Source organism: Stappia indica, from assembly GCF_020177335.1.
In the GTDB taxonomy this organism is placed as follows: Bacteria; Pseudomonadota; Alphaproteobacteria; order Rhizobiales; family Stappiaceae; genus Stappia; species Stappia indica_B.
In genome coordinates this window covers 273,279-295,233 of record NZ_JAIVMG010000001.1, presented here as the reverse complement: position 1 = coordinate 295,233, position 21,955 = coordinate 273,279, and the positions used below count along the sequence as shown (strand labels likewise).

The 21,955-nt window shown below is 64.1% G+C and carries 19 protein-coding genes; 4 read left to right on the top strand and 15 right to left on the bottom strand.

What is annotated here, in order from left to right; translation table 11 throughout:
- The first annotated feature begins 156 nt into the window (after positions 1-156).
- Positions 157-609: a hypothetical protein gene (locus LC062_RS01295; RefSeq protein WP_224909219.1), complete on the top strand. Its 453-nt coding sequence runs from the start codon at positions 157-159 to the stop codon at positions 607-609.
- A 111-nt stretch (positions 610-720) separates the two neighbouring features.
- On the opposite strand, the gene LC062_RS01290 is transcribed toward LC062_RS01295, so the two are convergent.
- The 6 genes from LC062_RS01290 to LC062_RS01265 form a co-directional block, all read right to left on the bottom strand.
- Positions 721-1,194 (bottom strand): DUF411 domain-containing protein, encoded by a 474-nt coding sequence (locus LC062_RS01290; RefSeq protein ID WP_224909218.1) that lies wholly within the window; start codon positions 1,192-1,194, stop codon positions 721-723.
- 183 nt (positions 1,195-1,377) lie between these two features.
- The gene (locus tag LC062_RS01285; RefSeq protein WP_224909217.1) at positions 1,378-1,737 is read right to left on the bottom strand and encodes a hypothetical protein; all 360 of its coding nucleotides are present in this window, start codon (positions 1,735-1,737) and stop codon (positions 1,378-1,380) included.
- A 31-nt stretch (positions 1,738-1,768) separates the two neighbouring features.
- On the bottom strand, positions 1,769-3,169 hold the full coding sequence (locus LC062_RS01280) for a multicopper oxidase family protein (protein WP_224909216.1): 1,401 nt from the start codon (positions 3,167-3,169) through the stop codon (positions 1,769-1,771).
- A 116-nt stretch (positions 3,170-3,285) separates the two neighbouring features.
- On the bottom strand, positions 3,286-3,465 hold the full coding sequence (locus tag LC062_RS01275) for an SHOCT domain-containing protein (protein ID WP_224909215.1): 180 nt from the start codon (positions 3,463-3,465) through the stop codon (positions 3,286-3,288).
- 187 nt (positions 3,466-3,652) lie between these two features.
- Entirely contained in the window at positions 3,653-5,998 is a 2,346-nt protein-coding gene (locus LC062_RS01270; protein WP_224909214.1) for a heavy metal translocating P-type ATPase, read from the bottom strand.
- A 544-nt stretch (positions 5,999-6,542) separates the two neighbouring features.
- Positions 6,543-7,172, bottom strand: coding sequence for a hypothetical protein (locus LC062_RS01265; protein ID WP_224909213.1), 630 nt, complete (start codon positions 7,170-7,172; stop codon positions 6,543-6,545).
- 174 nt (positions 7,173-7,346) lie between these two features.
- On the opposite strand from LC062_RS01265, the gene trmFO reads away from it, so the two are divergent.
- A complete protein-coding gene (trmFO, locus tag LC062_RS01260; protein ID WP_224909212.1) occupies positions 7,347-8,756 on the top strand; it encodes a methylenetetrahydrofolate--tRNA-(uracil(54)-C(5))-methyltransferase (FADH(2)-oxidizing) TrmFO in 1,410 nt (469 codons plus the stop codon).
- 93 nt (positions 8,757-8,849) lie between these two features.
- Here the strand turns inward: trmFO and LC062_RS21445 are convergent, their stop codons facing one another.
- The 6 genes from LC062_RS21445 to yajC all read right to left on the bottom strand — a co-directional run bounded on the left by LC062_RS21445 (position 8,850) and on the right by yajC (position 15,255).
- Positions 8,850-10,685, bottom strand: coding sequence for a mechanosensitive ion channel family protein (locus LC062_RS21445; protein WP_224909211.1), 1,836 nt, complete (start codon positions 10,683-10,685; stop codon positions 8,850-8,852).
- Between the two features lie 238 nt (positions 10,686-10,923).
- A complete protein-coding gene (locus tag LC062_RS01250) occupies positions 10,924-11,787 on the bottom strand; it encodes a phytoene/squalene synthase family protein (protein ID WP_224909210.1) in 864 nt (287 codons plus the stop codon).
- A 27-nt stretch (positions 11,788-11,814) separates the two neighbouring features.
- Positions 11,815-12,213, bottom strand: a complete 399-nt coding sequence (locus tag LC062_RS01245) for an Mth938-like domain-containing protein (protein WP_224909209.1) — start codon at positions 12,211-12,213, stop codon at positions 11,815-11,817.
- A gap of 40 nt (positions 12,214-12,253) precedes the next feature.
- Complete coding sequence (secF, locus tag LC062_RS01240; protein ID WP_224909208.1) at positions 12,254-13,213, bottom strand: protein translocase subunit SecF; 960 nt, start codon at positions 13,211-13,213, stop codon at positions 12,254-12,256.
- 18 nt (positions 13,214-13,231) lie between these two features.
- A complete protein-coding gene (secD, locus tag LC062_RS01235; RefSeq protein WP_224909207.1) occupies positions 13,232-14,842 on the bottom strand; it encodes a protein translocase subunit SecD in 1,611 nt (536 codons plus the stop codon).
- Positions 14,843-14,919: 77 nt separating this feature from the next.
- A complete protein-coding gene (gene yajC / locus LC062_RS01230; RefSeq protein ID WP_181761431.1) occupies positions 14,920-15,255 on the bottom strand; it encodes a preprotein translocase subunit YajC in 336 nt (111 codons plus the stop codon).
- Between the two features lie 252 nt (positions 15,256-15,507).
- On the opposite strand from yajC, the gene LC062_RS01225 reads away from it, so the two are divergent.
- Together LC062_RS01225 and LC062_RS01220 are read left to right on the top strand one after the other, a co-directional pair.
- Positions 15,508-16,404 (top strand): ATP-binding protein, encoded by an 897-nt coding sequence (locus LC062_RS01225; RefSeq protein WP_224909206.1) that lies wholly within the window; start codon positions 15,508-15,510, stop codon positions 16,402-16,404.
- Between the two features lie 3 nt (positions 16,405-16,407).
- The gene (locus LC062_RS01220) at positions 16,408-17,595 is read left to right on the top strand and encodes an alpha/beta hydrolase family protein (protein WP_224909205.1); all 1,188 of its coding nucleotides are present in this window, start codon (positions 16,408-16,410) and stop codon (positions 17,593-17,595) included.
- On the opposite strand, the gene LC062_RS01215 is transcribed toward LC062_RS01220, so the two are convergent.
- From LC062_RS01215 to LC062_RS01205, 3 genes are all read right to left on the bottom strand, one after another.
- Positions 17,502-18,053 carry a DUF2155 domain-containing protein gene (locus tag LC062_RS01215; protein WP_318246086.1) on the bottom strand — a complete coding sequence of 184 codons (552 nt, stop codon included), beginning with the start codon at positions 18,051-18,053 and terminating at the stop codon, positions 17,502-17,504. The genes LC062_RS01220 and LC062_RS01215 overlap by 94 nt on opposite strands.
- 84 nt (positions 18,054-18,137) lie before the next feature.
- Positions 18,138-20,984 carry a valine--tRNA ligase gene (locus tag LC062_RS01210; protein WP_224909203.1) on the bottom strand — a complete coding sequence of 949 codons (2,847 nt, stop codon included), beginning with the start codon at positions 20,982-20,984 and terminating at the stop codon, positions 18,138-18,140.
- Between the two features lie 162 nt (positions 20,985-21,146).
- Entirely contained in the window at positions 21,147-21,374 is a 228-nt protein-coding gene (locus tag LC062_RS01205; protein WP_224909769.1) for a PopZ family protein, read from the bottom strand.
- Positions 21,375-21,955: the final 581 nt, after the last annotated feature.

Here is a 21,955-nt window from a genome sequence, read left to right as displayed (position 1 = left end):
AGAGCCGGCATCCACTGTCAAGTTGCTATAAATTATGGAGAAATCGCTGAGGTTACGCTAGAAAACCTGCAAGAAGCGACAATGGCCGGAAACGCGCGTCTTGATTATCGGCGCGTGGATGTGGTCGATTGCCGTGCCTTTTCCGGAGATCCCTCAATGCGTTCCATCTACCCGATTGCCTTGGCGTTGCTTCTCAGCGCCTGCCAGACCACCTCCGGTCCCGTGGACATGGTCCACAAGACAGGCTCGACACGCGAGCAGCGTCAGGATGCGGTCGACCAGTGCCGCATCGCGAGCATCAACAAGATCCCCCAGGTGATCGGAACGGAGACGGTTGGCGGCGACTACATCCCCGGCACGACCAATTGTTATGACACAGGGTTCGGAGTGAGCTGCAACACCATCGGCGGTGGATACACGCCCCCTCAAAGCTACAGCTTCGACATCAACGAAGATCTCCGGGAGCGTGACGTCAAACGCTGCCTGCGGCGCCAGGGCTACGAGATCTACCAGCGGCCCTTGTGCACCTCGGATGACTTTCCCTATGACGTCAACGCGCCGCAGCCCCCGGCAGAGCAGATCAGCTGCGTCACCTCCTCGCTGCTGTAACGCACCGCTCAGGACTTGAGGTGCGCCGGGGCACAGGGCTTCCGGCGCGCCTCTTTGCAGTGTCGACAGACGGGAACCGCACACCGGCTCCCGCCTGTCCGACCTCGCGCGCTACTCGCCAGCCTGATAGAAGGCGACCGGTTTGTCTTCCGCGCCGCCGAAGGCATAGACCGTGTAGCGGGCGGAGGGGTCCTGCCCCATACCGAGCGAGCCCGCCGGCATTCCCGGCACAGCGATACCCCTCACTTGAGGCTTCTCCGCACGGAGCTTGTCGATCGCCTCGAGCGGCACGTGCCCCTCAAGCACATAAGATCCCATCACCGCAGTGTGGCAGCCTTCCAGGTCGGAGGAGACACCGGCCTGTTTCTTGATCGGCGTCAGGTCCTCCATATCCTTGACGGTAACCTGGTAGCCGGCAGCGCGCATGGCGTCGGTCCAGACCTCGCAGCAGCCGCACCAGGGGGTCTTGTAGACGGTCATCGCCGCCGCTTCATCGGCATCAGCGGCTGGCACGCCAAGCGCCACAAGCGGAGCGGAGACAAGAAGAGCCAGAAGCGGCCTGGAGAGGTGAATGGAAAGTTTCATGACAGATGACCTTTCGGGTCCTGGGAGTGTGGCAAGCGCCGCCCCTGACGCGATGCATCGTCAGATGCACCAGCGCGCAGCCGAAGGCGGGCAGTATCGAGAGAGACAGACGGAAGACGCATTGGGTCTCCAATCCTCAAGAACGAAACCTTCCACCTCTTTCGAAGCGGAAGCGGGTTCGATTCAGGAGATCGGAGGACGCAAGGTCAGTGGCGGCGCGAAGGCAGTGCCCTTGCGCAAGACCAAGGAGATGTCACGCGCCGGCCCATGCTCAAGGTTCAGCACAGACAGAGGCAGGATAAAGAGGCAATCGGCGAGGCAATGTCCCGCCGCCGTGTCACCGGCAAGATCCGCCAGCGCACAGCAGCCCATTGTCGCTGCGGTGTCCATGCCCTGATGTTCGCCGGACGTGCCTTGCTCCATGTTCGCCGCCTGCGCCAACAGGCCGGCCGCCACTTCTGACGCCGCCATGGGACCGGCCGCCGGCAGGGCATGACCCAGCAGCAGAACCGCACTCAGCAGCAGCACCAGAAAGGGTCTCATGGATCGGGTCCACCAGGGTTTGAAAAGAAGGTCAGGCAACGTCGAACCACGTGTTCATCCCCGCCGCCGCGTGTTCCAGCATATGACAATGCAGCAGCCATTTGCCCGGGTTGTCGCAGACAAAGGCAACCCGCGTCGTCTGTCCCGGGCCGATCAGGAAGGTGTCCCGCCACGGGCGCCCCTCGTCCACCGTGCTGCCAACCCGCTCGGTGATCCGGAAATGATGCCCGTGCACATGCATCGCGTGGACGAAGGCGGTGTTGTTGATCGTCTCCAGCAGGATGGTCTCGCCACGCCGTGCCCGGAACAGCGGCTCGTCCGCCAGATTGGCCACACCGTTGAGCGCCCACATCTGACCGGTGCGGCGAAGATCCTCCCCCTCCAGCTGTCGGCCGCGATAGACAATGTCGTCGAGCCGCCCCATCATCCCGCCGGTCATATCGAGGATGACGGTGCGGGCGGCGCCCATGTCCGGCTCCGGCAGATCGTTGGCTGCAAGCACGGGAGCCGGCGCGCTCTGGCCCGCGGTCCCGGTCACCCGGAAATCGGCGAGCGGATAGGGCTGCCCCTGCGACAGCTCGTCCAAGGAGAAGTCCTGACCGGCTTCGGGCGTGACCAGCAGATCGACGCGCTGGGCCGGTCCCAGAAGGAACGGCGCGTAGTCAAGCGTCGCCGGCTCTGGCAGGGCCTGCCCGTCATAGGCGAGCACCCTGGCGCCAAAGCTGGCCGGATCGAGTTGCAGCACCCGCGCGTTCGCGGCGTTGATCAGCCGCAAGCGATGCGGTCGGTTTGCCGCCAAGGACAGCGCTGGGCGAATGGCGCCGTTGACGGTGAGCAGATTGCCGAGCCGTCCGCCGTGGCTCCAATCCATCAACGCCCCAAAACTTGCCGTCTCAAGCGCGCCCGTGTCATCGACCCGCCAATCGTCCAGGAGCAGGACATGATTCTGCTCAGGGGGGAACGTCGGCCCTTGCTCGTCGACGATCAGCGCCCCGTAGAGCCCGCGCGCCACCTGGTTCCAGCTCCGGTTATGGGCGTGATACCAATAGGTTCCGGCATCGGGCACGATAAAGTCGTAATCGAAGGTGCCGCCCGGCAGCACCGCTTCCTGGGTCAATCCGGCCACGCCATCCATTGCATTGGCGATGCGGATGCCATGCCAGTGGATCGACGTTGGCTCTTCAAGCTCATTGATCAATCGGGCCCGCACCCGCTCGCCCTTGCGCAGCCGGATTTCCGGTCCCGGCGCGCGGCCATTGTACGTCCACAACGGGGAGACGGCACCGCGCTGCCCAAGAAGCTTCTGGCCGGCCCGGCGCGCCCGCAACTCCAGCACGCCATCGGCCGCGAAGGCGCCGTGCCAACTCGCAAGTGAGGTTGCGGCGACCATCGCCGCGCTACGGGAGAGGAACTGGCGCCTGCCAATCATCATACGTTCAAACCTGCCTTTGGCCGCCATGGGCGGCACCGCCACCGAGTCCCCCAGCGCCGGGGCAGAAAGGTGAGGCTTCCAGCAGGAGGAAGGTCAAGCCCCTTGGGTCATTCGGCCTATTTCTCCAGCGTCTTGCGCCGCTCTTCGTACTCGGCGACATCGATCTCGCCGCGCGCAAGCCGTTCGCGCAGGATCTCCTGCGCATCGCCGCGCGCACGCTCTCCGATCCCGCGCCGGGCGAGCCAGATCCCCCCGAGGATGGCGACCCCGATCAAAAGGATCCAAAACAACATCATGAGGCCCATTCCCCATCCTCCCATTCCCGGGCCATCGCCCCACATGTGCCCACCCGTCCCCCAAAGACTGCCAGCGCCCTGAGCCCGGGCCGAACCGACCGACGCCAGTAAAACGCCAATCCATCCAAAAATCGCTTTCATCGCGGCCTCCTCGCGCCCCCCATTTTCACCACGCACCGCCGCACGCTCACAACCGGATATTGCGCAGCCGCAACGCATTGGCGATCACCGAGACCGAGGAAAGGCTCATGGCCGCGGCGGCGATCATCGGCGACAACAGGGTGCCAAACACCGGATAGAGAACACCGGCAGCAACCGGAACGCCCAGTGCGTTGTAGACAAAGGCGAAAAAGAGGTTTTGCCTGATGTTGCGGAGCGTCGCGCGGGCCAGCTTGCGCGCGCGGACAATGCCATTGAGGTCACCCTTGACGAGGGTCAGTCCGGCGCTTTCCACCGCGACATCTGCGCCCGTACCCATCGCGATCCCGACATCGGCACTGGCCAATGCCGGGGCGTCATTCACCCCGTCCCCGGCCATGGCAACGGAGCGCCCGGCTGCCCGCAGTTCCTCCACCAGTGCCTGTTTGCCCTCTGGCAGAACGCCGGCACGCACATCGTCGATCTTAAGGCTGTTTGCAACCGCGCGGGCCGTGCGCTCGTTGTCGCCGGTCGCCATGATGATGGCAAGGCCAAGCGCATGCAGCTGCCGGATCGCCTCTACCGTCGTTTCCTTGATCGGATCGGCAACCGCCACGAGGCCAAGCAATTGCCCCTCGGCGGCCACGAACATCGCCGTCTTGCCATCGTCGCGCAAGCTATCGGCAAGCGTCTCCAGGCTTGCGGTGGACAGGCCGAGCTGCGTCATCAATGCCTGATTTCCGAGCGCGGCCATCCGGCCCTCCACCACACCGGTCACGCCCTTGCCGGTGACCGCGTCGAACTCAGTAACAGCCTGAAGCTGCAGGTCCCGTGCGCGCGCGCCTTCGACAATGGCATCGGCCAGGGGATGTTCCGAGCCTCGTTCGAGGCTGGCAGCGAGCGCAAGAAGGTCATTCTCGGCGCCGCGCCCGTCCCCGTCCGCGTCCCTGTCACCGGCGATGGCAACGACATCGGTCAGTCGAGGCTTGCCTTCCGTCAGGGTTCCGGTCTTGTCGACAATCAGCGTGTCCACCTGGGAGAAGCGCTCAAGCGCTTCCGCATCCTTGATCAGGACGCCAGCCTGCGCCCCACGTCCCGTCGCCGTCATGATCGACATGGGTGTTGCCAGCCCCAGCGCGCAAGGACAGGCGATGATCAGGACCGACACCGCCGACACGATGGCGAAGATCATCGCCGGATCCGGACCAACCAGCGCCCAAACGGCAAAGGCAATCGCCGCAACGAGCACCACGGCGGGCACGAACCACGCGGAGACCCGGTCGACCACCCCCTGAATGGGCGCGCGCGAGCGCTGGGCCTTTGCCACCATGTCTACGATCTGCGACAGCATGGTCTCCACCCCGACCCGCTCGGCCCGCATCACAAGGGTTCCGTTCTTGTTCAAGGTGCCGCCGGTCAGCCCGTCGCCCTCGATCTTTTCCACCGGAACAGGTTCGCCAGTCAGCATGGATTCGTCGACCGACGAGCGCCCTTCCTGCACCACGCCATCGACCGGGATTGCCTCCCCCGGTCGAACGCGCAACCGGTCGCCGACCACCACCAGCTCAAGGGGGATCTCCTCCTCCAGATCGTCCGGCCGGAGGCGGCGCGCGGTCTTCGGCGCCAGATCAAGCAGCGCGCGGATCGCCGAGCCGGTGCGCTCGCGAGCGCGCAGCTCCATCACCTGGCCGAGGAACACCAGCGCGACAATCACCGCCGCCGCCTCGAAATAGACCGGCACATGCCCCCCTTCGAGCCGGAAGGACGGCGGAAAGGCGAAGGGAAACAGCATCGCCACCACACTGTAGCCATAGGCAGCCCCGACCCCGAGGCCAATTAGCGTCCACATGTTCGGGCTGCGATTGACCACCGACTGCACCGCCCGGACGAAAAACGGCGCGGCCGCCCAGAGAACCACCGGGGTTGCCAGCGCGAACTCCACCCATAGGCTGACGCCCTCGCCGATCCACGCCCTGAGCGGCAGGCCGAACATCGGTGCCATCGCGAGCACCAGGAGGGGCAAGGCACAGGCCGCGCTGATCCAGAACCGCCGGGTGAAATCGATCAGCTCCGGGCTTGGCCCTTCCTCCGCTGCGGGAACGCCCATCGGCTCCAGCGCCATGCCGCAAATGGGGCAAGCGCCGGGCGCATCGCGTATGATCTGCGGATGCATCGGGCAGGTGTATTTGGTCCCCGCCGGCGCCGGCGCCTCCTGCCCGTCTCCACGCGTGTAGTCATCCGGAGCCGCCGCGAACCTGTCGCGGCAGGACGCACTGCAGAAGTAGTGGCGCTCGCCGCCGTGATCGAGACTCGGTGTCTCCGGCCCTGGCATGACCACCATGCCGCAGACCGGATCGCGCACCCCATCCCCGTTGCCCTGACCTTCATGCGCCATCGCCAGGCTCCGTTTTTCACGATGCGAGCAATGTAGGGCTTCCAGCCGCAGGAAGGTCAATGGTGGCCAAAAATGACTGTTTCAACAGGGGCATGGACGGTGCGTCAATTAGCTCCGGTGCGGACGATTGACAACCTGGCGGAGCACGCAAAAAAAATGAGCGCGACCCGCACAAAATGGTGACAAAAGCACGACGATGCGCTAATGTGCCGTCCCATAAGAGAGCAAGAAAGCCGCAAGGCTTTCCTTGCCAAAATAATCGGACATCGCGGTCTGAGTCTTGGGAGGAAGCGCCTTCAGGCGCGTCGTTACGACTGCAGCCCGTGCAACAGATCAAAATCTGCTCTGCACGTTTGAAGGTTTGATACGCGAAACCTGAAAAGCAAGGCCTCTGGCCTTGCTTTTTTTCTTTGCAAGACGGAAAATCAAAGAAATAGTCGACTGAAAACTTCGGACAACTTCACTTCGCTCCCTCATCCTCTTGTTTTCGGATGTGGCGGAAACGGTTCTCGCGGGAAACTTGCTCCGTCAAGGAAGCGCGAGGTCACCCCCGGGCCGCGAACCAGGCCTCCAGAGGCATGATCACCGGCGGCGCACCATTGGCCTTTGGCCAGGAATCCACCGCATAGGCAGCCCCGCCGGGACGCTCCGCCACGACGGCCGTGGCATGGGGATAGCGCCCATCGAGGAAGAAACCGCGCGCCACCGGCACGCGCACCTCATGATGGCGCAGATAGCCATTGCGGGCAGCCACGAGCAAGACGCTGGTGGTGTTGGTGGCCTCGTCGATACAGTCCATTTGCCCGGGCACGCCGGCGTTGTACAAATCATAGCCGCCGACATCCGCGCTTGACCCAACCTCCGGTCCGATGCGCTTTTCCGACCAGGCAATCGCCCGTGCGATGGCCTTGCGTTCTTCCCGCGCCGATGCCTTGCCCCTGGCCAGGATGGCACGCAGGGTCCGCAGATCCTTTTCCGTGAACTGCACCGGCGTCTTCCGGGCGCAACCGAAGGCATGGCACACATAAATCCGGCTTTCACCGCGCGGCATCACCCCATCATGCGCCGCGTACCAACTGCCCGCGTGCCCGTTCACCTGGCCGCTGCACCCTGCGGCGACAAACAGGCTCAGCACCAGCGCCGGCATTGCCCTGATCAGTCCTTGATGTCTCATTCTTCCTCACGATCATTCCTCAGGTGTTATCTCCTGTTTCGTTGCCTCTGACCAGCCGACGCGCTACATCCCTCGCAGAACCGCCACGCGCAGGGCGGAGCGCAGACCACGACCGCGCTCCACCGCCGCGATGGCCCCTTCCCTCATCCGCGCAAAGCGAAGGATCTCATGACGATGCAGCCTGTTCATGTTATCGGCGGCGGGCTCGCCGGTTCGGAAGCCGCCTGGCAACTCGCCCGGCGCGGCATTCCGGTGGTGCTGCACGAAATGCGCCCCGTGAAGGGCACGGCCGCGCACAAGACCGAGGACCTGGCCGAGCTGGTCTGCTCCAACTCCTTCCGCTCCGACGATGCCGATCACAACGCGGTCGGGCTGCTGCATGACGAGCTGCGCCGGTCCGGATCGCTGATCATGTCCTGCGCCGACGACCATCAGGTGCCCGCCGGCGGGGCGCTCGCCGTCGACCGGGACGGGTTTGCCGCAGCCGTCAGCGCAACCCTTGCCGCCCACCCGCTGATCACCATCGAGCGCGAAGAGATCACCACCCTGCCGCCGGAGGACTGGGACAGCGTCATCATCGCCACCGGCCCGCTGACCTCGCCGGCGCTTTCGGAAGCGGTGCTGCAGGCGACGGGCGAGGACGCCCTGGCCTTCTTCGATGCCATCGCGCCGATCATCCATTTCGATTCCATCGACTTCGACACCGCCTGGTTCCAATCGCGCTACGACAAGGTCGGCCCAGGCGGCACCGGCAAGGACTACATCAACTGCCCGATGGACAAGGCTCAATACGATGCCTTCATCGATGCCCTGATTGAGGGCCCCAAGGCGGATTTCAAGGAGTGGGAGACCAACACCCCCTATTTCGATGGTTGCCTGCCGATCGAGGTGATGGCCGAACGCGGCCGGGAAACCCTACGGCATGGCCCGATGAAGCCGATGGGCCTGACCAACGCCCACAAGCCTGACGAAAAGCCCTATGCGGTGGTCCAGCTCCGGCAGGACAACGCCCTTGGCACGCTCTACAACATGGTCGGCTTCCAGACCAAGCTGAAGCACGGGGCGCAGCTTGAGATCTTCCGCATGATCCCGGGCCTTGAAGACGCGGTGTTCGCCCGCCTCGGCGGCCTGCACCGCAACACCTTCCTCAACTCGCCAAAGCTGCTCGACGGCACCTTGCGCCTGAAGGCACGTCCCGCCCTGCGCTTTGCCGGCCAGATCACCGGCTGCGAAGGCTATGTGGAATCGGCCAGCATCGGCTGCCTCACCGGCCTGTTCGCCGCCAGCGAGCGGCTCGGCCACACCCTGCCGCCGCCGCCGCCGACCAGCGCCATGGGGGCGCTGCTCGGTCACATCACCGGCGGGCATATCCTGCGCGACGAACCCGGTCCGGGCTCGTTCCAGCCGATGAACGTCAACTTCGGCCTGTTCCCGCCCATCGAGACACCGAAGGCCGACGCCGAGGGCCGGCGCTACAAGGGCAAGGAAAAATCCAAGGCCAAGAAAGCCGCGCTGACCCGGCGTGGTCGTGCCGATTTCGCCGAGTGGATGACAGCGCATGTGCCGCCAGCCACAGCAGACTAAGCACCGCGCGCATCCGCACACCGCATGAAAAAAGCCCGCCGCGAGTACAAATCGCGGCGGGCTTTGTCATTCAGGGGCCGGAGGTACCGGAGTTCAAGCCACCGGAGCGGCGGCCTCCTTCGGCTGCTGGGACAGGTCACCGCCCGCCGGCTGGACCTGGTCCTTGACCTCGATCTCCGGCAAGCCGCCATCACGCCCCAGATAGGTGACATTGGACGGGAAGGCAAAGTCCGAACCATTCGCCTGAACGATGCGGCCAACCTCGAACAGTAGCTCCTGCTGGATCGCCATGAACTGATTGCGGTCGGAGGTCCCGATCAGGGTGTAGATGCTCACATCCAGCGAATAGTCGCCATAAGCCACGAAGGTGACACGCAGCACCACCTGATCCAATACCTTCGGGTGCTCCACCATATAGTCCCGGATCTGCTCGATGATCCGCTCCATTGCCTCCGGGCTGGTCTCGTAGCGCAGGCCAATCGTGTGCATGAACAGCGACCTGTCGCGCCGGCTCATGTTGACGATCTTGAACTTCGCCAGATCCGAATTCGACACCGTGATCAGCGAGCGGTCGAGCGCGCGGATCCGGGTCGAGCGAATACCGATGGCCTCGACCGTGCCGGACATGCCCTCGAATTCGCAGTACTCGCCAACCCGGACCATGCGGTCGGCGTAGAGGATGATGCCGCCGATCAGGTTCTCCAGGGTCGGCTGGGCGGCAAGGGCCACCGCCAGACCACCGACACCGAGACCGGCGATAACACCATAGATCGGAATGCCGATCCGCGTTGCCCCATAGCCCATGACGACCACTGACAGCGTAAAGCCGAAGGCGCGGAACGCCGTGCGCAGCAGACTGGAATCCAGGCTTTCGGCTGACACCGCCGGGTTCTTCATCACCCAGCTCGCGATCAGCTCGATCGTCTGGTAAATCAGCCAGGCCATCGTGGTCCACATCAGCACCGTGGTCACGGTGCTGATCACAACCATCGGAGCCCCGGTGATGTTGACTTCCTGTTCGACCAGATAGCGGAACGAGGCCAAGGTCCCCATGAACAGAAGCGGGAACTGAAGCCGGCGCATCTGGCGACGGAAGTCGGAGGTCGGCACCGCGCGCCACCGGTTCCAGCGATGGACCAGCATCAGAAGCGTGACCGCCATCACGCTCAGAAGCGCAAGCGCGATCCACTGCCAGTAAGTCTGCGACATGAACTCCGTGCGCAACCAGGGCGGACCGGCCAGGATCAGATCGTACCAGCGCGGCGCAACGAGATTGCCCGGCGTGTAGATATAGTACTTGTAGAGGTCGAGGCCTGTATCCGAGCGGGCGGGAAACTGCTTGATCAACTCGTAATTGTCAGCAATACGGTCCACCGTTTCCCGCGTGACGAGATAGCTTCCCTTGCCCTCCGACGCCGCGAATTCGATGTCCGTACCGGGGATCGTCCAACGGTCCGGCAAACTATCGCGATTCTTGTGATAGTCGAACGACCCCGCGCTCTCTCCCGGAACCGTGCTCAGCTTGGGCAGATGAATTCGGTCGAGGATCTCCTGAAACTGCAGAACGATCTCGATGCTGGCGCTCTCGCGCGCGGTCTCGGCAATATCGCCAAGGTCGAAAATTTGGGACGCCTTGGCGATCAGCAGCCGGACAAGCGCGAGATCCCGTTCCTGTTCCTCGGAAAGCCGCGGCTCTTTGCTCTCCTGGAAGTCTTTGGCCACCCGCATCCAGATGCTCGAGGCCTCGCGCATGATCGCAAGATAGCTGCCAAGCGCGGCGCGCGGGCTAGACGTGTCCGGCGGAACGATCGGATAGTCGCGCAGATAGCTTTGGATGTCGATCTTGGTGACCGTGCCAGCCGGCTCGGCCGCTTCCAGCGACGAATCGTCAGCCGCGCCCACCACCTGTCCGATCGGCTGAACCGCCACCTCCGGTTCTTGCTGAGCGCTAGCCCCAGACACAAGCGGCCCGGGGAAGGCGACCAAACCAAGCGCCAACCAGCCAGCGGCCAGAATACCACCCAATGATGCAGCCAGCGATCGCCCCTGCTTCCTCATGTCCACCACCCGCAATATCTCCAATCGCATTCGGAAACTCAGCAATAGCGCGGAATGTTGAAGACCCGGTTACGCAGATGGCACCTTTTACGCGAAGGCGCGCGCAGGCTCAGACGCGCTTGCCCGCCCGTCGCCAGGACCGCCACAATATCCACTGTCGGCGCAGACGTGACAGCTCCGGAGGTTTGGCGAACAGATCGAAATCCTGATGTGCCATCCGCTCCAGCAACGGCTCGACCAGGCAGACCGGCAGAAACGCCGGGACCACCGCCGCGGGCAACCCGTCAATCCGTGCCCGGGTTCTGGCAAGATGCGAATGGGCAATGCCGGCCAACTCGCGCAACGCCGCCTTCAGCGCCGGGGTGCACTCCCCACGAAACACCGTTTCCCGATCGACCCCATGAGCATCGAGAAGATCGGCGGGCAGATAGAGTTGCCGCCGCGCCGAATGCCAGGGCAAGGCACGCATCAAGCCGGTCAGCGCATAGGCGACGCCCGCATGGCCGGAAATCTCAGCGGTATCAGGGTCCGTCCCCTTGGAAAGAACAATCGCGGCAAGCTGGATCAGCGCTGACGACGTCTCGCCGGCATACCCTTCCAGATCGCCGAGACAGGGCATCGGATCGTCGTAAAGATCGAAGATGCGTGCATCGATCAAGTTGAGGAACGCTTCAAGCGGCAGATGATAGGTCTCGATGGTGCGCCGGATGGCTCCAGCCACCGGATGCTGGTCGGCATCGCCGCCCGCGGGGGCCTGCAAGGCATCGCGCCACCATTGCAGCCGGATTTCCCCGGGCATCGGATCGGACACGATCTCCCGCGCCCGCGCAACCTCCATGTTGAAGGCATAAAGCGCCGCCAGACCGCCCCGCTCCGCTTCCGGAGCGAAGAGCAGTGACAGGTATCGGTCGAAGTCATGCTGGCGCACGAGCGCCAGACAGTGCTCGTCGCCAGGGGATTGCTCAGCGCTCATGGGACGACACCTAGGGCTCCACGCGCCTCAGTCCACGGCCAACAGGACCGTGGCAACGGCACGATCCTCCGACAGAAGAACATTGTAGGTGCGCACCGCCGCGCCGGTGGACATGGGATCGGAGCGAATACCAGCGTCCCGCAGCGCGGCCTTGAGATCCGCCGGGATCGGCACCAGCGTCTCACCCGTGCCCACCAACAGCACCTCGATGTCCCCTGCTTCCTGGAACACCCGCTCAAGCGCGGCGACATCGATATCGGCGACCGCCCGCGCATCCCAGCCGTAGATCCCACTTGGAACGCAGAGGATCGAACCGCGGTGCGACATTTCCGCGAAACGGAACCCGCCGTCACCATAGGCGTCGATCGGAACCCGTCCCGGAAAATGGGCATCACGGATCACGATGCCTTCGCCGCGCTTTGCCATCGTTGTCTCCCGGCGCCGCCTCTCCGGCGACGCGCCATCCTCAGGCCGAGGCAGCCTTGTTGTCTTCGCCCGGCGCATCGCCGGCGTCGCTGTCCGGTCCCGTCACGGCGGACGGGCGCAGCTTGAGCACGATCAGCATCGGCGCTGCCAGGAAGATCGAGGAATAGGTGCCGATCACCACGCCGAAGATCATCGCCAGCGTGAAGGAGCGAATCACCTCGCCGCCAAAGCTGTAGAGAGCCAGCAGCGCCAGCAAGGTGGTGACCGAAGTCATCACGGTCCGGGACAGCATTTCGTTGATCGAGCGGTCGAGCAGCTCCGGCAGCGGCATTTTCTTGTAACGCCGGAGATTCTCGCGGATTCGGTCATAGACCACCACCGTATCGTTCAGCGAATACCCGATGATGGTCAGCACCGCCGCGATACTCGACAGAGAGAACTCAAGCTGCAGCACCACGAACAGGCCGATGGTGATGATGATGTCGTTCACCGTGGTGATGATCGCGCCGATGGCGAAATGCCACTCGAAGCGGAACCAGATGTAGAACAGGATCACCAGCAGCGAGGCGACCACCGCGATGGTACCGGCCTGGGCCAGTTCGCCGGACACACGCGGGCCGACAACCTCGACCCGCCGGAATTCGACGCTCTCGCCAAAGGCCTCGCGCACCAGCGATACCACCGACTGCTGTGCCAGTTCGCCGCCATCGGGCTGCTGCACCCGCACCAGCACCTCATCCGGCGCACCGAACTGCTGCACCTGCACATCGCCCAGATCGAGCGTGCCGAGCTGGGTGCGGATGCCGGAGATATCGGCGGGCGATTCCATCGTCTTCATCTCGAAGACCGTGCCGCCCTTGAAGTCGATGCCGAAATTCAGCCCGACGGAAAAGAACAGACCGATCGATGCCAGAATGAGCACGATGGTGAGCGGATAGGAGATGGTCCTGAGCCGCATGAAGCGGATCTGGGTGTTGTCCGGGATGAGTCTGAGTAGCATGTCCTGGGTCCCCGGCGGTCAGATCGGCAAGCGGCTTGGGCGCTGCCAGCGCACCCAAAGGGCGACAAGAAGCCGCGAGAAGGTAAAGGCGGAAAACACGGTGGTGAAGATACCGATCGCCAGCGTCACCGCAAAGCCGCGGATCGGTCCCGACCCGAGCTGGAACAGGATCAGAGCCGCGATCAGCGTCGTGATATTGGCATCCAGGATCGTCCCCAATGCCCGCGAATACCCGGCGTCGATCGCGCTGATGGCCGAACGGCCGGCGCGCGCTTCCTCACGAATACGCTCGAAGATCAGCACATTGGCGTCCACCGCCATGCCGATGGTCAGGACGATACCGGCAATGCCCGGCAAGGTCAGCGTCGCCTGAAGCGTGGTCAGGGCTCCGAAGATCATCAGGATGTTGGCCAGAAGCGCCAGATCGGCAATCACGCCGAAGCGGCCATAGGCCAGAATCATGAAGACAATCACCAGCGCCGCGCCGATCAGCGAGGCGATACGGCCGGCATCGACCGAATCCTGTCCGAGCCCCGGACCGATGGAGCGTTCCTCGATCACCGTCAGCTTGGCCGGCAGCGCGCCCGCGCGCAGGAGCACCGCCAGGTCATTGGCGCTTTCAACCGTGAAGCTGCCGGAGATCTGCCCCGAACCGCCGGTGATCGGCTCGCGGATCACCGGAGCGGAAATCACCTCATTGTCGAGCACGATGGCGAACGGGCGTCCGACATTGCGCTGGGTCACCACGGAGAAGGTCCGCGCGCCGGAGGTATTGAAGCGGAAGTTCACCACCGGTTCGTTGGTGCGCTGATCGAAGGAGACCTGCGCATCCACCAGATCCTCACCGGACAGAAGCGGAGCTTCTTCCAGCAGGTAGGGAATCGGCGGATCGTCGGCGGAATACGTCACCACAGAGCCGACGGGCGGACGCGACTGCATCGCCTGTTCCGGGCTCATCGACTGATCGACCATATGGAAGGTCAACTGCGCGGTCTGGCCCACCAGTTCCTTCAGCCGCTGCGGATCGCCCTCACCCGGCGCTTCCACCAGGATGCGGTCCTCGCCCTGCCGCTGGATGCTCGGCTCCGTGGTGCCGAATTCGTCAAGACGCAGCCGGATCACCTCGATCGACTGCTGAACGATCGAGCTGATACGCTGCGACAGCCCCTGCTCGGAGTAGGCGAAACGGACCAACCCGTCTTCCGACACGGTCATGTCGAATTCATCGACCGCCTGCCCGCCAAAGAGATTGGCAACCAGCGGATTCTTCAACTCCGCCAGTCGCTTTTCCGCTTCGGCCAGCCGGTCCAGGTCGCGAATACGCACCTGCGCGCCATTTCCCTGCACGCCGAGACCGGTATAGCCAATGCGCGGATCCTCGCGCAGCGTCTGCCGGATATCGCCGACCAGCGTCTTCAGCCGCTTGGCGACGTAGTCCTTGCGGTCGATCTCATAAAGCAGATAGGCCCCGCCCTGCAGATCGAGGCCAAGCACGACCTGACGCTTGGGCAGCCAGTCCGGCCAGGCCTTCAGCGTGTCCGAGGAGAAGAAGTTCGGCAGGGTCGTCACCAACCCGGCGAGGACGACGAGGACGATCAGGCTGATCTTCCAGCGTGCAAAGTAGAGCATGGCGTGGCCGTTTCTGGTTTCCCCGCGTCGCCCGGAGTGGCGGCGTGCGGCGGGGAGCGTCTATCCGTGGCGGCGTGTCAGCCGTTGTCCTTGACCGGCTCCGTCTTGGAGCGGACTTCCTGGATCATGCTGCGCACCGTGCGCACCTTCATGCCCTCGGCGACCTCGATCTGCACTTCCGTCTCGTCGACCACCTTGGAGATCTTGCCGATCAGGCCACCGGCCGTCACCACCGTGTCGCCGCGGCGCAGATTGGCGACCATTTCCTGGTGCTGCTTCATGCGCTGACGCTGCGGGCGGATGATCAGGAAATACATGATCACGAAGATCAGGACGAACGGCAGGATCGACATCAGCATTTCCTGCGTGCCGGCACCACCGACACCTTGCGCATAGGCAGGCGAAATCAGCATCTTCAATTCTCCTCGGCCGGCGGGTCGGAATCGCACGACAACGCGTGTTCAGGACCCGGCACGGCAACTGAACCTCAAGTGGCGCGGACTATACAAGCCATACACGGGTTTGCAAGACGAACCGGACAGGATCCGCACTGGCGAACCGCGCCATCTTTCGAGCGTGCCGGCGAACGTGCTACAGGACACGGAAGCACGGGCATGACCCTTGCTCAGTCTTTCCCTTCCACATGGCAACATCGCGACGGCATCATGGACAGCGCACAGCAACAGGCATCCGAACTCAAGCACCTCGTCGCCCGCCTCGACATGCTGCTCGACCTCGTGGGGCGCGCAGTACCCCCCGCCCCCCGCACGCCGGACTTCACCAGGGCCGATGCCTTCGTCTGGCACCCCTCACCGGAAGAGCTGGAACCGGTGGAGCGGGTCAACCGGGTCGAGATCGACCTGCTTCAGGGCGTCGACCGGGCCCGCGATCTCCTCCTTGAAAACACCCGCCGCTTCGCCGAGGGATTCGCCGCCAACAACGTGCTTCTGTGGGGCGCGCGCGGCATGGGCAAATCCTCGCTGGTCAAGGCCGCCCATGCGGCCGTCAACGCGCAATTCGCTGCCCGGGACTCAGAGGAGCGGCTGAAGCTGATCGAGATCCACCGCGAGGACATCGAAAGCCTGCCGGCCCTGATGAAGCATCTGAAGGCCGCGCCGCACCGGGCGATCATCTTCTGCGACGATCTCAGCTTCGACGGCGACGATGCGTCCTACAAATCGCTGAAGGCGGCGCTGGAAGGCGGCATCGAAGGTCGGCCGGAAAGCGTCCTGTTCTACGCCACCTCCAACCGGCGCCACCTTTTGCCACGCGACATGATCGAGAACGAGCGCTCCACCGCGATCAATCCGGGCGAGGCCGTCGAGGAAAAGGTTTCGCTCTCCGACCGCTTCGGCCTGTGGCTCGGCTTCCACAAATGCAGCCAGGACGACTATCTGGCGATGGTGACGGCCTATGCCGCGCACTTCGATCTGGGCGTGGCTGAGGACACCTTGCGGGCAGAAGCGCTGGAATGGGCCACCACGCGCGGCAGCCGCTCCGGCCGGGTCGCCTTCCAGTTCATCCAGGACCTGGCCGGCCGGCTGGAGCGCCGGCTCGGCTAGGGTATGAACCGGTTGCGCAAACCATTCCTATGCGCCGCCCTCCTTCTCGGCGCCGTCCTGCTGGTGACAATCCTGGTCGCACTCCCGGGACTGTCCGATTTCGACCTCGCCGATCATGATCAACGGGAGTTGAACTTCACGACGCCGCAGGCGCGTCTTACCGGGACATTGGTCCGGCCCAAGGGCCGGCCTGCCACCACGGTCGCCATCCTCGTGCATGGCGATGGCGCGCAGGACCGTTTTTCAGATGGCGGCTATCTGCCGCTGATGAACGCCCTGCTGGAAGCTGACATCGCCGTCTACTCCTGGGACAAACCGGGCATCGGAGACAGTTCTGGCAACTGGCTCGATCAATCCATGGAGGATCGGGCCAACGAAGCACTGGCCGCCCTAGAAGCGGTCGCCGCCGAGACCGGATCGATCCCGATCGGCTTTCTCGGCTTTTCGCAAGCGGGCTGGGTGCTCCCGGATGCCGTCCGGCGCAGCGACAAGGCCGCGTTCGTCGTTCTGGTCGGCGCAGCGATCAACTGGCGTCGGCACGGCATGTATTACACCAGCCGTCGCCTGGAGGCGGAAGGCCTGGACGCTGCCGAAATCGCCGCGACAGTGGCCGCGCGGCAGACCCGGGACGACCTGTTGTTCTCGTCGCAGAGCGTGGAAGCGGGCACCTCCCCGCCCGATGGCATGTCTGCGGAGCGCTTCTCCTTCATTGTCCGCAACCGAGATGCCGACGCGACCGCTCATATCAGTGAGATCCGGCTGCCGCTGCTGGCTCTGTATGGCGCTGAAGACCTCAATGTGGATCCCCGCGCCAACGCAGCCCTCTATCGGCAGGCCATCGAGTCCGGGCACCAGAAAAGCCGCGTGACCGTCTTTCCAGGCGCAACGCACGGGCTGCTGCGCGCCTCGCTGTTCAATTATCAGCTACCATCGCAGATGCCTGCGCTCACGAAGGCCGCCTTCGTCGCGCTCGGGCGCCGCGCTTATGCGCCTGGAGCGCTGCAATACCTGTCGGACTGGATCAATGACGTCACCCGGGAAGGCGAGCGCCAGCGGCCTGAAGCAGCCGGGCTCCTGCCATCTTCAGAAGACGGTGGTTATTGCGGCGGCTTGCGCCGGGGCGTCACCGCGCCGTCGCCAAGCGGCTTGGCCGTTCCGGCCAGCGGATCGTTGGCATCCCCGCCCGCCTGAATCGGCGGACCGCTGTAACCTTCCGGCGGCGCCACATTGGAGGTCTGCTTGCAGTCGGTGAGCCAGACGTCATAAACGGCGTGCTCAACCGCATGGAGCCCCGGGCTGGCCGCGAACATCCAGCCGGTGAAGATCCGCCGCACCTCGCTGCTCAGAGTGATCTCGTCCACCTCGACGAAGGCCGTCGTCTGCGGCGTCTCGGTCTGGGGCCGGGTGTTGCACTGGCGCGGCGTGACCTGCAGCGCACCGAACTGCACGGTCTCCCCCACATAGACGTCGAACGTGATGATCCGACCGGTGATCTTGTCGAGGCCGGAGAACACCGCAACCGGGTTCTCGATCTTCTCCGCCCGCGCGCCCTGCACAGGAAGAGCAACAGCAGCCAGCGCCGAAAGTCCGGCAATCAGAAACCGGGGGGGGCGGGATCGCCTCGCAAGCGGTCGCGGCATTCGCATCATATCCTTGTCCCGTTCACCTTCCGGCCAGATGATTCTGGCCGGAAGGTCTTGATTGAATACCGGAAAAACGGCGCTTTCAGGAAATCAGGCCAGATCTTCCAGACGCCGGCGCGCATCCTCGACCCGCTCGCGCAGCACCAGGTACTCCGAGCGTTTTTCCTTCTCCGCCTCGACGATCTCTTCCGGCGCCTTGGCGAGGAACCCGGCATTGCCCAGCTTCTTGTCGATCCGGGCGATTTCCGTTTCGAGGCGCGAATGCTCCTTGGTCAGCCGCGCGGCCTCCGCTTCCAGGTCGATGATGTCGGCGAGCGGCAGGCACACAGTCGCCTCACCGCTGACGAGTTGCACCGCACCGCGCGGCGCCGCATCGGCAAAGGTCACGTTTTCCGCCCGCGCCAGCCGCAGGATCAGCGCTTCATGCGCCAGCACCTGGGCGCGCGTGTTTTCATTGGCCCCGGTGATCACCAGCGGCACCTTGGCGCCGGCCGGAACGTTCATCTCCGCCCGGATCGAGCGGATCGACGAAATCAGATCGACCAGCCAGTTGATCTCCGCCGCCGCCTTGGCATCGCCGCCAAACGACACCGGCCAGCGGGTGTGCACCAGCAGCGACGCCCGGGCCGCCTCCGGCTCCCCTTCGACCGTGCGTGCCCACAGCTCCTCGGTCATGAACGGCATGAACGGATGCAGCAGCTTGAGGATCTCATCCAGCACCCAGGCCGCGGTTGCCCGCGTCTCCGCCTGCGCCTCCGCATCGCCATCGGTGAAGATCGGCTTGGCGAACTCAAGGTACCAGTCGCAATAGGTGTTCCAGACGAAACGGTAGGCCGCGCCCGCCGCATCGTTGAAGCGGAAGCCTTCCAGCGCCTCGGTCACGGCGGTGATGCACCGGCCGGTCTCCGTCACGATCCAGCGGTTGACGGTCTCGCGCACCGTCGCCGGCTCGAAGCCCTTCGGCCGAGCCCCGCCGTTCATTTCCACGAAACGTGCGGCGTTCCACAGCTTGGTGACGAAGTTGCGGTAGCCCGCGACCCGGCCCGTCGCCAGCTTGATATCCCGCCCCTGGGCCGCCATCGCCGCCAGAGTGAAGCGCAATGCATCCGCGCCATACTCGTCGGCCAGGGCCAGCGGATCGATGACATTGCCCTTGGACTTGGACATCTTCTGCCCTTTCTCGTCCCGGACGAGGGCATGGATGTAGACCGTGTTGAAGGGCTCGGTCTTCATGTAGTGGTTGCCCATCATCATCATCCGGGCAACCCAGAAGAAGATGATGTCAAAGCCGGTGATCAACACGCTGGTCGGATAGTAGTTGGCCAGCTCCGGCGTCTTGTCCGGCCAGCCAAGCGTGGAGAACGGCCACAGGGCGGACGAGAACCAGGTGTCGAGAACATCCTCGTCGCGGTAAAGCGCGATGGTGGCTTCGCCGTCGGCGCCGGCGGCCTCCCAGCGGCCAAGCGCCGCTTCCATCTCGACCACCTCGACCGGCTTGCCATAATGGCCGGTTGCCGCCGCGACGGCCTCCTCTTCGGTCTTTTCAACAAAGATCTTGCCGTCCGGCCCGTACCAGGCGGGAATGCGATGGCCCCACCAGAGCTGGCGCGAGACGCACCAGGGCTGGATGTTCTCCATCCACTCGTAATAGGTCTTGTCCCAGCTTGGCGGCACGAAATTGGTGCGGCCTTCGCGCACACTGGCAATCGCCGGCTGCGCCAGCGTCTTGGCATCCACATACCACTGATCGGTCAACAGCGGCTCGATCGGCACGCCGCCGCGATCTCCATGCGGCACCATGTGCAGATGATCCTCGATGCGGTCGAGCCGGCCGGCCTCTTCCATCATCGCAACCAGACGCTTGCGCACATCGAACCGGTCGCAGCCATCGAAAGCAGCGATGGTGGCGCGCAGCTCCTCGCTCTGCGGAACATCGGCGAGGAACGCCTCGTTCTCCGCCAGAACCACCCGCGCTTCCCGATCGAGAACCGAGATCATGGCAAGGTCATGCCGGCGGCCGACCTCGAAGTCGTTGAAATCATGGGCCGGGGTGATCTTCACCGCCCCCGATCCGGCCTCCGGATCCGCATAGTCATCGGCCACGATGGGAATGCGCCGGCCGACCAGCGGCAGAATGACATGCTTGCCGATCAGCCCACGATAGCGCGGATCCTCCGGGTTCACCGCAACCGCGGTGTCACCGAGCATGGTCTCCGGACGGGTGGTCGCAACCGTGATGTAATCGCGGGTCTCGAACTCCGTCGCGTTGCCGTCTTCATCCCAGGCGACCGGCGCCTCGAAGGTCTCGCCGCCTTCCAGCGGATAGCGGAAGTGCCACAGATTGCCCTTGATCTCGACCTGCTCGACCTCCAGGTCGGAAATTGCCGTCAGGAGCTTCGGGTCCCAGTTCACAAGGCGCTTGTCCTTGTAGATGAGACCTTCGCGATACAGTGAGACGAACACCTCCAGGACCGCCCGCGACAGGCCTTCATCCATGGTGAAGCGCTCACGCGACCAATCGCAGGATGCCCCCAGCCGTTTCAGCTGGTTGAGGATCATCCCGCCGGATTCATCTTTCCACTCCCACACCCGCTTGACGAAAGCCTCGCGCCCCATGTCGCGCCGGCCCGGTTCCTTTCGTTCCGCAAGCTGCCGCTCGACCACCATCTGCGTGGCGATGCCGGCATGGTCCATGCCCGGCTGCCACAGCACATCGCGCCCGCGCATCCGCTCGAACCGCACCAGAATGTCCTGGAGCGTGTTGTTCAGGGCATGTCCCATATGCAGCGAGCCGGTCACATTGGGTGGCGGAATGACGATCGAATAGGACGCAGCCCCCGGCTCCGCGCCCGCCCCCGCCTTGAAGGCATCGGCCACGTCCCAGGCTTCGGAAATCCGCGGCTCAACCGCGGCAGCGTCATATGTCTTGTCGAGCATGGATTTTTCTCAGGATGTGTGTGTCTCAAGGGTGGTAATCGGAGGGGCGACGCCAAGTCAACCGGGACCAGCATTCTCGTCCGCGGCGCACGCCGACCCTGAAACGCAAAACGCCGCCCGGAAGGGCGGCGCACGGTAGGTCTGAAAGGGATGGCCGCCCGGTCAACGTCCCCTGGATACGCGCTCGATTTCCTGGCGTACGAGCCGCTCCACCAGCGGCGGCAGATTGTCGTCCAGCCAGGATTTCAGCATTGGGCGCAGCATGTCCTTCACCAGGTCCTCAAGCGTACGGGCGTTGTTGGTCAGGATGGTTCCAGCCAGATTATTGAATGCGTTGTGGACCGCCTCGTTGGTCGCCGGCGACAGCAACTCATCCGCCGCCCCGTTCATCTTCGGGGCTTCCGTCTTCGCAGGCCCGGCTTCGGGCGCAGGCGCTGTGGCCGCCTCGACCGGCTCGTCGACAAAAGCGACATCGCCAACCGCATCGCCCTCCACATCAAGGCCGTCGACCATATCGAAGTCGTCGATCTCCTCGCTCGCTTCGACGGCGAGATCTTCGGTCAGCTCAAGGACATCGTCCTCGGCCTCGTCCTCCGCCGCCACGGCGACCGGCTCATCGATATCCGCATCCCCATCGGAATCGAACAGCTTGTCGAGATCGTCCTGGGACATTTCCGTGCTGTCCCCGGCCATCGCTGCCGCCATGTCATCCTCGCCCCCGGCCGCCTCGCCTTCTGGCGTCGTTTCTTCATCGGAGATGATCCGGCGAATGGAGGCCAGAATCTCTTCCATTGAAGGCTCCTGCGCCTGATTGGCATTGGCCATGACGATCCCCAAATCCCTAACGTTACATCCATCGGCAGCGCGATCATCGGCAGCGCGATGCCGGCGCCTCGCCAGATCGTACGGCGACCGTTCGGATCCACCCCTACCGGTTTTGCATCAACCGGAAGGTCCCACGACCGACCGTC

Excerpts from the sequence above, each read along its gene's own strand:
- LC062_RS01295 (WP_224909219.1), top strand. The coding sequence starts at position 157 with ATGCGTTCCATCTACCCGATTGCCTTGGCGTTGCTTCTCAGCGCCTGC.
- LC062_RS01290 (WP_224909218.1), bottom strand. The coding sequence starts at position 1,194 with ATGAAACTTTCCATTCACCTCTCCAGGCCGCTTCTGGCTCTTCTTGTC.
- LC062_RS01285 (WP_224909217.1), bottom strand. The coding sequence starts at position 1,737 with ATGAGACCCTTTCTGGTGCTGCTGCTGAGTGCGGTTCTGCTGCTGGGT.
- LC062_RS01280 (WP_224909216.1), bottom strand. The coding sequence starts at position 3,169 with ATGATGATTGGCAGGCGCCAGTTCCTCTCCCGTAGCGCGGCGATGGTC.
- LC062_RS01275 (WP_224909215.1), bottom strand. The coding sequence starts at position 3,465 with ATGATGTTGTTTTGGATCCTTTTGATCGGGGTCGCCATCCTCGGGGGG.
- LC062_RS01270 (WP_224909214.1), bottom strand. The coding sequence starts at position 5,998 with ATGGCGCATGAAGGTCAGGGCAACGGGGATGGGGTGCGCGATCCGGTC.
- LC062_RS01265 (WP_224909213.1), bottom strand. The coding sequence starts at position 7,172 with ATGAGACATCAAGGACTGATCAGGGCAATGCCGGCGCTGGTGCTGAGC.
- trmFO (WP_224909212.1), top strand. The coding sequence starts at position 7,347 with ATGCAGCCTGTTCATGTTATCGGCGGCGGGCTCGCCGGTTCGGAAGCC.
- LC062_RS01250 (WP_224909210.1), bottom strand. The coding sequence starts at position 11,787 with ATGAGCGCTGAGCAATCCCCTGGCGACGAGCACTGTCTGGCGCTCGTG.
- LC062_RS01245 (WP_224909209.1), bottom strand. The coding sequence starts at position 12,213 with ATGGCAAAGCGCGGCGAAGGCATCGTGATCCGTGATGCCCATTTTCCG.
- secF (WP_224909208.1), bottom strand. The coding sequence starts at position 13,213 with ATGCTACTCAGACTCATCCCGGACAACACCCAGATCCGCTTCATGCGG.
- secD (WP_224909207.1), bottom strand. The coding sequence starts at position 14,842 with ATGCTCTACTTTGCACGCTGGAAGATCAGCCTGATCGTCCTCGTCGTC.
- yajC (WP_181761431.1), bottom strand. The coding sequence starts at position 15,255 with ATGCTGATTTCGCCTGCCTATGCGCAAGGTGTCGGTGGTGCCGGCACG.
- LC062_RS01225 (WP_224909206.1), top strand. The coding sequence starts at position 15,508 with ATGGACAGCGCACAGCAACAGGCATCCGAACTCAAGCACCTCGTCGCC.
- LC062_RS01220 (WP_224909205.1), top strand. The coding sequence starts at position 16,408 with ATGAACCGGTTGCGCAAACCATTCCTATGCGCCGCCCTCCTTCTCGGC.
- LC062_RS01215 (WP_318246086.1), bottom strand. The coding sequence starts at position 18,053 with ATGATGCGAATGCCGCGACCGCTTGCGAGGCGATCCCGCCCCCCCCGG.
- LC062_RS01210 (WP_224909203.1), bottom strand. The coding sequence starts at position 20,984 with ATGCTCGACAAGACATATGACGCTGCCGCGGTTGAGCCGCGGATTTCC.
- LC062_RS01205 (WP_224909769.1), bottom strand. The coding sequence starts at position 21,374 with ATGAACGGGGCGGCGGATGAGTTGCTGTCGCCGGCGACCAACGAGGCG.